Origin of the sequence: Amphiplicatus metriothermophilus (genome assembly GCF_900199215.1) — a bacterium.
In the GTDB taxonomy this organism is placed as follows: Bacteria; Pseudomonadota; Alphaproteobacteria; order Caulobacterales; family Parvularculaceae; genus Amphiplicatus; species Amphiplicatus metriothermophilus.
Genome location: NZ_FZQA01000002.1, coordinates 123,726 through 132,500 on the forward strand (window position 1 = coordinate 123,726; position 8,775 = coordinate 132,500).

An 8,775-nucleotide genomic window follows, 5' to 3' on the forward strand; every position below is an offset into this window, starting at 1 on the left:
GGTCGCGCGTCGCGCCTTCAGTGATTTTGATGGCTTTTCGAAGGCCCGGTCTTCGCCTTGACCGCGGCGTCGACGGTCACCGGGGGGTGGCCTTCGAAGGAGAGCGTGAGCCGCGTGGAGCCGCCTTCCTCGAGCGGGCGCGCGAGTTCCATCAACATGACATGCGCGCCGCCCGGCGCAAAAGCGACGGGCTCGCCCGGCGGCAGCGCCACCCGTTCGGCCCGGTTCATCTGCACGACGCCCTCGGGCGAGCGCGTCGTCTCGTGCATTTCGGCGGTCGCGGCGGCGTCGCTTTCGACGCCGGCCAGATAAACGGTTTCCTCGCCCGCATTGCACAGGGTGAAATAGGCCGCCGTTCCCGGCTGCGCGGCGTCGGCGGCGCGCGCCCAGGCGTCGGCGACGACGACGCCCTCGGCGTCCTGGCCGCAACCGGCCGGGCCCGCGGCGGCCCGGGATTCCTCGCCGTTCTTTCCGCAGGCGGCGAGGGCGAAGGCGGCGAGCGCGATCGCCAGACGTCGGTCCATGTCCTGTCTCCAGCCTCTGAGCGCGACGGCCGGCCTCATTGCGCGCGGCCGGCCTGGAAAAATTCCGGCGGATGGTATTCGCGCGCGCCCGAAAGGTCGAGCGCGCGAGACGCCGCATGTCGGCGGGCGCCGGTTTGCGTCGCGACCGCGGATGGCGTTAAGAGGGGCCCATCTGAAGCGGCCCGGGATGTGCGCCATGGAACCGTCGGAAATCGCCCGACTGCAGCTGTATCTGAGGACGAAGTTCAACTCGCCCAGCCTGTCGGTGCGCCGCCGGCCCAACAAGGCCGATTCGGCAGAAGTCTATATGGGCGACGAGTTTCTCGGCGTCATCTTCCGTGATGACGAGGACGGCGAAGTCTCTTACGACTTCAACATGGCCATTCTGGAGATGGACCTTCCCGATCGCGCCGACTGAGAGGGGGCCTTGGACTCGGAACGTATCGGCCTGCTTGGCGGGGCGGCTGCGGACAGGCCGGTTCTTGTCGCGCTGGTGTTCGCCTTCGGGCTTTCGGCTCTTGCCGTAGCCGGCGTATGGGAGACGCCGGGCGCGGAAGCGACGCTGCGCGCCAGCGCGCAGCTGCTTACGGCTTTCGCTCTGCTTCCCTTCGCGCCCATGGCGCTTTGCGCCCTCCTGCCGCGCGGCAGGATCGCCGCGGGGGCGGTTCTGGCGCTCGTCGGCGCGGCCGGCGTCGCCGTTTATGTTTTCGCGCCGCGCTTCGCGCCGCTCCTTCCGTCTCCGCCCGACCCGCGGCTGGCCGGATGCGCATTCTTCCTTGCGCTGACTCTCGCCGCGAGCGGGACGCTCGCACGCGTCTATCTGAAGGGCGCGGCGATCGGCGCCGCCGCCTCGATTCTCGGCGTCGCCGGCGCGATCGGCCTCGCTGCGCCCCGGCTCGGGGGAGAGGGCGAGATCGCGCTCCTCGCCGGGCTCGCGCTCGCATTCGCCGGGCTCGTGGCGGCCGGCGTCGCGGCCGACTATGCGGCGGCCTTTGCGCGCGGCGCATCCAGCCGCGCAGCCGCCGGTCTGGCTTTGGGGCGCGCGCTGCCGCTGATCGTTTACGGCGCGGGGCTTGCGGCGCTGGCGACGGGGCTTGCGGCGCACAACGCCGGCGGACTGAGCCGGGCCTGGGCGAGCGCGGCCGCCGTGGGGCTCGTGACGGCGAGCGGCGCGTTCCTCGCCGCGGGCGGGCTGTCGCTGTCGCGCGGCGGCGAACAGCTCGCCGTAGAGGAGAACCGCCGCCGGCAGGCGCAGCGGCGAGCGTGGCGGCCTTTGCGACAGGCCCTTCCCGTGCGTTCGGCCTATGCGGTTGCGGCCGTCGCGGGCATCGTCCTCGTGGCCGTCGCCTTCGAAATGCGTAGCCCGCCCGCGCTTCGCGATGGAGCCTTCGCAGCGCTGGCGGCGTTGGCGGCGATGGTCTCGTTCCTGTCTATAAGATGCGGGCTCTTCGTGCTGGCGACCCTCGCGGCGGCGATCGTGCTCGGCCGGTGGGGCGCGGATCTGATCGGCTTCGCCCGGCCGGATCCGCTTGGCGAAGCCGCCGCCGCGGCGTTCGCCGCCGGCCTTTTCGGCCAGCTCGCGCTGGCCTGGCGCGACGCGCGCAGCCCGCGGCGCAACGCGCGCGAGACGATGGAGACGGCGATGACCGAAGCGGCCGGACGCTTCGCGCTCGCCCTGCTGTTCGGCGCGGGCGCTTTTTATGCGGCCGGCGCGACAGGCGCGCTCGGTCAGGCGACGAGCGTCGCGCTTTACGCGCTGCTGCTGGCGCTGATCGGCTTCGTCCTGACGCCGCCGCTTTTCGTCGCGCTGAGCGGACTGGGGGGCCGGGAGCGCTTTTGAAGCTTACCGGCCGTCGTCCTTCATCATTGCACGGACGAACGCGCGCACCCGCGCATCTATGGCGCGCCATTCCGGCAGATAGGGTCGTTTGAAGCGGTAGCTCACCGCCACCTTGTCGCCGAGCTCATATTCGCGCCAGCATTCCGGACTCGGAAGGTCCGCCGTTTCGCTGAAACAGAATAGCGCGATAAGTTCGCCTTCCTCGGTTTCGCCGAGGTAAAGCTCCGTATTGGCGTAACCGCTGGTGGGCACGTTGACCCGTTGGTCGCGGAAGGCGTATTTCACGAGCTGGTAAGGCGTGCGCGCGCCCCGACGGTCGGTCGTCTGGGGAAGATACAGCTCCTCGACCCGCTCGGCCTCGTTGAAGACGGAGGTTCGCTCGGCGATGAGAATGTCGATGCGCCGCGTATCGGGGGCGTTCTCGAGGAAGTCGGAGCGCCGCGCCGGCGCGTAGCCGGCCAGCGTCGGCCAGAGCGCGTAAAGCGCCACCTCGTCGCGCTCGCCGCCGCGGCGGTCGCGCGGGTAGACCGTATAGTTGGCCGGGGCGGAGAAGGCGACGCCGCCTACCGTGAAGCTTACCGGCTCTTCGCTGATGGCCGGGCTCGGCACGTTGCCGCTGAACTCGTCGACGCTCGGCCCGACATAATAGTAAAGGAAAATCGCACAGAGAATCAGCGTCGCGACGAAGATCGCGAGCGGATAGCGCCAGCTCGACTCCTCCTTGATCTCTTCGCCGCCGAAACCGTAGCCAGTTCCCATGATCCTGCGCCTGCGCGTCGCGTGCCGCCGCCTGCTTCGCGTCTGCTTAACACGGGCCCGGTGCGGAGCGGAAGCGCGCTACAGCGCCTCGATGATCTCGGCGACCACCGGGTGCCGGACCACGTCGGCCCGGGTGAAGCGCACGATCGTCACGCTGGCGAGGGGATCGAGCCGGACGAGGATGTCCTCAAGGCCCGACATGCCCGGCAGGAGGTCCGACTGCGCCGGGTCGCCGGTGACGACCATGCGCGAGTTCCAGCCGAGCCGCGTCAGCAGCATCTTGAGCTGCGCATAGGTGCAGTTCTGCGCCTCGTCGATGACCACGAAGGCGTTGTTGAGCGTGCGCCCGCGCATATAGGCGATGGGCGCGATCTCGATCACGCCCTCGGCCATGAGCGCCTTGAGGCGCTTGTGCGATAGGCGGTCGCATAGCGCGTCGTAGAGCGGGCGCAGATAGGGCGACATCTTGTCTTCGAGATCGCCCGGCAGAAAGCCGAGACTCTCGCCGGCCTCCACCGCCGGCCGCGAAAGCACGATGCGCCGGACCTCGCCGGCTTCGAGCGCCTCGACCGCCTTCGCGACGGCGAGATAGGTCTTGCCGGTGCCGGCCGCGCCGACGGCGAATACGAGGGGCGCCGCGTCGAGCGCCTCCAGCAGGAGGCGCTGCGAGTCATTCTGCGCCCGGATGTTCTTTCGGTATTTCTGCTCGCGCTGCGCGTCGTTGAGAGGGGACCAGCCGGCGTCGTCGAACAGGCGTCTCACATTGTCGCCTTCGATTTGACCGTATGCGTCATGAACGCGCCGAAGGGCGCGCCGCGCGGAGCGCTTCGCCATCAACCGTCTCCTGTTTCATGCAAGGGGATCTGCGTCGACCGAAACGGAAATCCGCCGAAAGGCCTTCGCGGCCGTCCCGTTCCTCGCATCGCCATCGGGCGATGCTGCAGCAGCGCTTTGCGGCGCAGGGCCTTCCGAAAACTCGCCCGGATCGCGCAACCAGCATCCGCCCGCCTGACAACGACGCGAATCAGTCAACGCGTTGATACTAACCGCATTCGGATGAAAGAACGATAGCGGACGAAGGGGTTCGCGGAAGTTTCACGAAAGAATGCGGCGCCCGGTCAGCCTGCGAGCCGCGCCGCTTCGGGTTGCCCCAGCCAGGCCGCGGCGAGCTTGGCGTGAAGCTCGGGCGTATAATTCTGCCAGGCGGTGCGCCCGCGCGTCGCGTCGACGACGAAAATAGGCTCGCGCGGCAAGAGATACGGCGCGATCGCGTTGCGCACGCCCACCGCCGTGAGCTCGCAGCAGACCGTCCATACATTGTCGGCGATTCTGAACGCCGGTCCGAGACTCAAGATCGCGGGTTCCACGCGGCTCGCCGCAGCGCTGACGACGTCGAACACGATCACGAAGTTGGCCATCGCGCCATCGTCGGCGACGGCGCCCCGCGGCGTCAGGGTCGGGGGCAGGCGGGTCGCAAGGCGCGCCGGCGGCTCCCGGCCGTCAGGCTCGCGCTTGGCGGCCGGCGAAACGCGCTTGCCGAAGCAGCGATTCACATCGCCCGACGGGCCGCCGGTCCCTTCGTCGAACAGGGCGGCGAAGGCGGGCTCGTGTCTCGCTTCGCGCCAGGACCGGCTTCCGGCGGGCGCGACCAGCGATCGGGCGGCGAACCGGCCCTGCCGGGCGAACCGGCGCAGCTGCTGGGTCGTGTACGGCCCGTAAACGCGCTCGGCGACTTTGACGCACCAGCTCTCTATGGCGACCATGAACGTCCCCGATCGTTAGCAGTCAGGCGTGAACGCCTTTTCTGCCGAACGATCGTGCAAGCTCGGCGCCAGTATCCGTTCTGCTCGTGGCGTCGTTAATGACGCTGTCCATCTTGTCCGCGGCGCCGCTGAAGACGACGGCGACCCCTTTCTCGTGGCGGCGGACGACCTTCGCCGCCATCTTGCCGAGCCTGAGCGTCGCGCCGAGGGGCGGGCGCGGCTCGATCTCGATCGACGCGCCGGTTAGAGAAATGTCCAGGATGGAGCAGGGGATGGTCTCGCCGTTTTCCAGCACGACGGTCGCCGGCGCGTCATGACGGATGCGCGGCATGGCGCGCCGATCGATGCGCCGGCCGTGATTGTTCAGAAGCTCCGTCAGGGAATCGGCCGTGCGCGCCGATTTCGCGCGCCGGCCGCGGTAATCGACGGCGAAGGAATGCCGCCCCGCCCGGACCACCTTTCCTTCGAAACGGCCGATTTCGTCGATGTAAAGCACGATTGATTCGTTCTCGCGGGGGGGATGCCTGGCGCGCAAAAGCGCGCCGCCGGCCGAGATATTAGCCACAAGACAGGCGTGCTCGGACCCGTTCCGCGTGAGATAACGGGCCTTCAAAGGCAGTTCGACTCGCGCGTGACGCCGCCGTTCGACCTGTTCCGGCTCCGGGCCGGCCGCCGGTTGGACCTGTTTCGCTTGCACCGCCATTCGCCTTTGCCCGCGCGAAGCTCCAGACGCTTCGCTATCTGTACGCCGGCAAGGTGAACAAAGGTTTGCAGCCGGGGGCCGGCTCCTCTATGCCGCGCGGGCGATGTTCCGGCGCGTTAAGGTTAAATCTCGTTAACGGACTGTGCGATGAACGAAAGCGGCGAATCAGGCTCGCGTCAGGCGATTTTAAACGCGCCGCCGGTCGTGACGGCGCTGCTGATCGCGTTGGGGGCGGCCTTCGCCGCCCTCTGGCTCGCGCCGGTCGCGGCGCTGGCGCGCGTCGACTGGCTGTTCGCGCTCTCGCCGCGGCGCTTTCTTGACGGCGCGAACGGATACGGGGGGCTGGCGGGCGCGATCGTTCCGCTCGCGACGCATATGTTCGTGCACGCCAATTTCGCGCATCTGGCGCTCAACGGGCTTTGGCTGCTCGCCTTCGGCGCGCCGGTCGCGGCGCGGCTGCGCGCGGCCGTCGCGGCCGGCGCGAACCGGCCGGCGACGCCCTGGACCGGCGCCGGGAGGTTTCTCGCGCTGTTCATTCTGTCCGGCGTCGCCGGCGCGCTCGTCTATATCGCGGCGCATCCGCGCGAGACGGCGATTCTGGTCGGCGCCTCAGGCGGGGTTTCCGGATTGCTCGGCGCGCTCGTGCGGTTCGCGCTGCGCCCGGCGCCGCGTCCCGACGCCGCGCCGGCGCTCTATGCGCGGCTGACGAGCCGCTCCGTTCTTGTCTGGTCGGCGGTGATCATCGCGCTCAATCTCGCGCTCGGCTTTCTCGCGCCGGCGTTGGGGCTGTCCCGCGGCGGGATCGCCTGGGAGGCCCATATCGGCGGCTATCTGTTCGCTCTTATCGCCTTTCCCCTGTTCGAGCCGCGGCTGCGGGCGCGGTGAGAGGGGCGGCGCGATAGCGGCGCGGCTATTGCCGGCTCCGTCCCATTGACGCAAACTTGCGCCAATGCGCGAAGGAGGCTCGGATGAAAGTCGAACAGATCCTTCAGACGAAGGGCGCGGCGGTTCATTCCGTCAGGGACGACGCCAGCGTCGCGGACGCGGTGAAAGTCCTGGGCGAGAAGAATATCGGCGCGGTCGTCGTAAAAGACGCTTCCGGCGGCGTCGCCGGCATTCTGTCCGAGCGCGACATCGTGCGCCGCTTGCGCGCGGAAGGCGCCGAGGCCCTGAACAAGCCGGTTTCCGGCTGCATGACGGCGGAAGTCATCACCTGCGCGCCGGAAGATACGATCGACGACCTCATGGTGAAGATGACCGAGCGCCGCATTCGCCATGTGCCGGTGATGCGCGACGGCGCGCTTGCGGGCATTGTTTCGATCGGCGACGTGGTCAAGCGCAAGATCGAGGAGACGGAACGCGAGGCCGCGGCCTTGCGAGAATATATCTCCTCGTGACTTTTCATTCTCCGCACCGTGAAAAAGAGAGGCGTCGCGACGCCTCTCTTTCGTTTCATCGGGGCCCGGATGTTCACTGATCCGCAGGCGGCATGAGCACCGAGTCGATAACGTGGATCACGCCATTGTCGGCGTAGACATCTGCTTTCACGACATTGGCCCCATTCACCTTGACGCCGTCCGTGGCGTCGATCGCGAGCGTCGCGCCGTTGACCGTGGCGACGTCCAGCCGCTTGCCGGCGAGGTCTTTCGACTTCGTTTTCCCGGGCGCTACGTGGTAGGTCAGAATATCGACGAGCTGCTGCTTGTTCTCGGGTTTGAGCAGGCCGTCGAGCGTTCCGGGCGGCAAGGCGGCGAAAGCCTCGTCGGTCGGGGCGAAGACCGTGAAAGGGCCTTCCCCGCGCAGCGTTTCTTCGAGGCCGGCGGCGCGTACTGCGGCGATCAAGGTGTTGAACGAGCCTGTGGAAGCGGCGACGTCAACGATGTCGCCTTTCTCCGCGCGCGCGTTCTTTTCGGCTTTTTCGCCCGCCAAGGCGGGCGCGAAACCTGCGCTCGCGGCGAGCGCCGCCGCGGCGAGAAGTCGTACGAGCATCCAATCCTCCGGTTTTCTGCGACGATACGAATACGGAGGATGCGCGCGGATGGATCGGCGCTTTACGGATTTTTAATTCCGTTCCGGCCCCCGCGCTCGCGCTCAGGCGAGCATCTCGAGCGCCGATGAAATGGCGTCGGCCTGCTCGTCCACGGCGCGTCGGCCCAACGCGATCAGCTCGCCGGCGCGGTCGAATTCGAGGAGTCCGACATGGCCGACGGCCGGCGCGAGAAGCACGTCCGGCGGGTCGCCGGCCAGGCGCGAGCGCGTGATCCTGTCCATGACGATGTTGAACGAGGCGAGCATGACCGAGCCGAGCCCGGGCGCAGGGCCTCCCGCGCCGAACAGCCGGCGCAGCACGGCGCGCGAGGCGACGCGCCCGCCTGGCGCGTCGGCGAGGCCGGCCGGCCCGTTCTCGCCATTGGTTTCGTATTTTTCGCGGCGGTGCAACGAAGCGCGCGTGAAAGCGTCGGCGTGCAATCCGACGGCGATGACCAGACGCGCGCCGAGCGCCCGGCAGGCCGACACGGGCAGAGGGTTGACCAGCGCCCCGTCGATCAGCCAGCGCCCGTCCATGATGCGCGGCGGGAAGACGCCGGGCAGCGCGTAAGACGCCTCGATGACGTCGGCGAGCGGGCCCTCTGTCAGCCAGGTCTCGTGGCCGGTCGTCAGCTCGGCGGTGATGGCCGCGAATTTCGCGGGCAGATCCTCGACCGCGAGATCGCCCAGATACTCCCGCATCGCCCGGCGCAGGCGCTTGCCGCCCATCAGGGCCGAGCCGTTCAGGAGAAGGTCGAAATAGGCGAGCATCCGCCGGCGGGTGAGGGAGCGCGCCCAGGCTTCGAGCTCGGGCAGCCGTCCGGCGAGCCAGAAACCGCCGACGAGCGCGCCGACCGACGTGCCGCAAACCACGTCCGGCCGGACGCCGAGCTCGGAAAGACGCTGCACCGCGCCGATATGCGCCCAGCCGCGCGCGACGCCGCCGCCCAGCGCCAGCCCGATAGCGGGCCGGGTGCGGGAGGACGGCTGCGAAACGGTTTCGGCCATGACGTTGCAGGCCTTCCCAATGAGCAGAATAGCGCGTGGTCCGGGCCGATTGTCGCCTTTCCGGGTGATTCCATTCTTAACCGTCTGGCGCAATCGCCGACAGGGGGCCTGCCTGAGCGACCGAAGGCGCGTGCGCGTAAAAAGGGCTCC

11 protein-coding genes are annotated in these 8,775 nt (G+C 68.6%); 4 read left to right on the top strand and 7 right to left on the bottom strand.

Features of this window, described 5'->3' with window-relative positions; genetic code table 11:
* Nucleotides 1-17 precede the first annotated feature (17 nt).
* A complete protein-coding gene (locus CHB64_RS05300; RefSeq protein WP_159462420.1) occupies nucleotides 18-524 on the bottom strand; it encodes a copper chaperone PCu(A)C in 507 nt (168 codons plus the stop codon).
* Between the two features lie 196 nt (nucleotides 525-720).
* Here CHB64_RS05300 and CHB64_RS05305 point away from each other — a divergent pair, with 196 nt between their 5' ends.
* Both CHB64_RS05305 and CHB64_RS05310 read left to right on the top strand, forming a co-directional pair.
* Nucleotides 721-942 carry a DUF3126 family protein gene (locus CHB64_RS05305; RefSeq protein WP_089411581.1) on the top strand — a complete coding sequence of 74 codons (222 nt, stop codon included), beginning with the start codon at nucleotides 721-723 and terminating at the stop codon, nucleotides 940-942.
* A 9-nt stretch (nucleotides 943-951) separates the two neighbouring features.
* Nucleotides 952-2,364 carry a hypothetical protein gene (locus CHB64_RS05310; protein WP_089411582.1) on the top strand — a complete coding sequence of 471 codons (1,413 nt, stop codon included), beginning with the start codon at nucleotides 952-954 and terminating at the stop codon, nucleotides 2,362-2,364.
* Between the two features lie 3 nt (nucleotides 2,365-2,367).
* Here CHB64_RS05310 and CHB64_RS05315 read toward each other — a convergent pair whose 3' ends face one another.
* The 4 genes from CHB64_RS05315 to CHB64_RS05330 form a co-directional block, all read right to left on the bottom strand.
* Nucleotides 2,368-3,123, bottom strand: a complete 756-nt coding sequence (locus CHB64_RS05315) for a hypothetical protein (RefSeq protein WP_089411583.1) — start codon at nucleotides 3,121-3,123, stop codon at nucleotides 2,368-2,370.
* A 78-nt stretch (nucleotides 3,124-3,201) separates the two neighbouring features.
* The gene (locus tag CHB64_RS05320; protein WP_089411584.1) at nucleotides 3,202-3,957 is read right to left on the bottom strand and encodes a PhoH family protein; all 756 of its coding nucleotides are present in this window, start codon (nucleotides 3,955-3,957) and stop codon (nucleotides 3,202-3,204) included.
* Nucleotides 3,958-4,241: 284 nt separating this feature from the next.
* Entirely contained in the window at nucleotides 4,242-4,886 is a 645-nt protein-coding gene (locus CHB64_RS05325) for a DUF4339 domain-containing protein (protein WP_089411585.1), read from the bottom strand.
* A 22-nt stretch (nucleotides 4,887-4,908) separates the two neighbouring features.
* The gene (locus tag CHB64_RS05330) at nucleotides 4,909-5,589 is read right to left on the bottom strand and encodes a PilZ domain-containing protein (protein WP_089411586.1); all 681 of its coding nucleotides are present in this window, start codon (nucleotides 5,587-5,589) and stop codon (nucleotides 4,909-4,911) included.
* A 147-nt stretch (nucleotides 5,590-5,736) separates the two neighbouring features.
* Between CHB64_RS05330 and CHB64_RS05335 the strand changes: the two genes are divergently transcribed.
* Nucleotides 5,737-6,474 (top strand): rhomboid family intramembrane serine protease, encoded by a 738-nt coding sequence (locus tag CHB64_RS05335; protein ID WP_089411587.1) that lies wholly within the window; start codon nucleotides 5,737-5,739, stop codon nucleotides 6,472-6,474.
* A gap of 83 nt (nucleotides 6,475-6,557) precedes the next feature.
* Complete coding sequence (locus CHB64_RS05340; protein ID WP_089411588.1) at nucleotides 6,558-6,986, top strand: CBS domain-containing protein; 429 nt, start codon at nucleotides 6,558-6,560, stop codon at nucleotides 6,984-6,986.
* A gap of 73 nt (nucleotides 6,987-7,059) precedes the next feature.
* Here CHB64_RS05340 and CHB64_RS05345 read toward each other — a convergent pair whose 3' ends face one another.
* The gene (locus CHB64_RS05345; protein ID WP_089411589.1) at nucleotides 7,060-7,578 is read right to left on the bottom strand and encodes a fasciclin domain-containing protein; all 519 of its coding nucleotides are present in this window, start codon (nucleotides 7,576-7,578) and stop codon (nucleotides 7,060-7,062) included.
* A gap of 102 nt (nucleotides 7,579-7,680) precedes the next feature.
* Nucleotides 7,681-8,625, bottom strand: coding sequence for a patatin-like phospholipase family protein (locus CHB64_RS05350; RefSeq protein ID WP_089411590.1), 945 nt, complete (start codon nucleotides 8,623-8,625; stop codon nucleotides 7,681-7,683).
* Nucleotides 8,626-8,775: the final 150 nt, after the last annotated feature.

Bases quoted from the DNA above. Each gene is read 5' to 3' on its own strand.
- CHB64_RS05300 (WP_159462420.1), bottom strand. From the start codon at position 524: ATGGACCGACGTCTGGCGATCGCGCTCGCCGCCTTCGCCCTCGCCGCC.
- CHB64_RS05305 (WP_089411581.1), top strand. From the start codon at position 721: ATGGAACCGTCGGAAATCGCCCGACTGCAGCTGTATCTGAGGACGAAG.
- CHB64_RS05315 (WP_089411583.1), bottom strand. From the start codon at position 3,123: ATGGGAACTGGCTACGGTTTCGGCGGCGAAGAGATCAAGGAGGAGTCG.
- CHB64_RS05320 (WP_089411584.1), bottom strand. From the start codon at position 3,957: ATGGCGAAGCGCTCCGCGCGGCGCGCCCTTCGGCGCGTTCATGACGCA.
- CHB64_RS05325 (WP_089411585.1), bottom strand. From the start codon at position 4,886: ATGGTCGCCATAGAGAGCTGGTGCGTCAAAGTCGCCGAGCGCGTTTAC.
- CHB64_RS05330 (WP_089411586.1), bottom strand. From the start codon at position 5,589: ATGGCGGTGCAAGCGAAACAGGTCCAACCGGCGGCCGGCCCGGAGCCG.
- CHB64_RS05335 (WP_089411587.1), top strand. From the start codon at position 5,737: ATGAACGAAAGCGGCGAATCAGGCTCGCGTCAGGCGATTTTAAACGCG.
- CHB64_RS05340 (WP_089411588.1), top strand. From the start codon at position 6,558: ATGAAAGTCGAACAGATCCTTCAGACGAAGGGCGCGGCGGTTCATTCC.
- CHB64_RS05345 (WP_089411589.1), bottom strand. From the start codon at position 7,578: ATGCTCGTACGACTTCTCGCCGCGGCGGCGCTCGCCGCGAGCGCAGGT.
- CHB64_RS05350 (WP_089411590.1), bottom strand. From the start codon at position 8,625: ATGGCCGAAACCGTTTCGCAGCCGTCCTCCCGCACCCGGCCCGCTATC.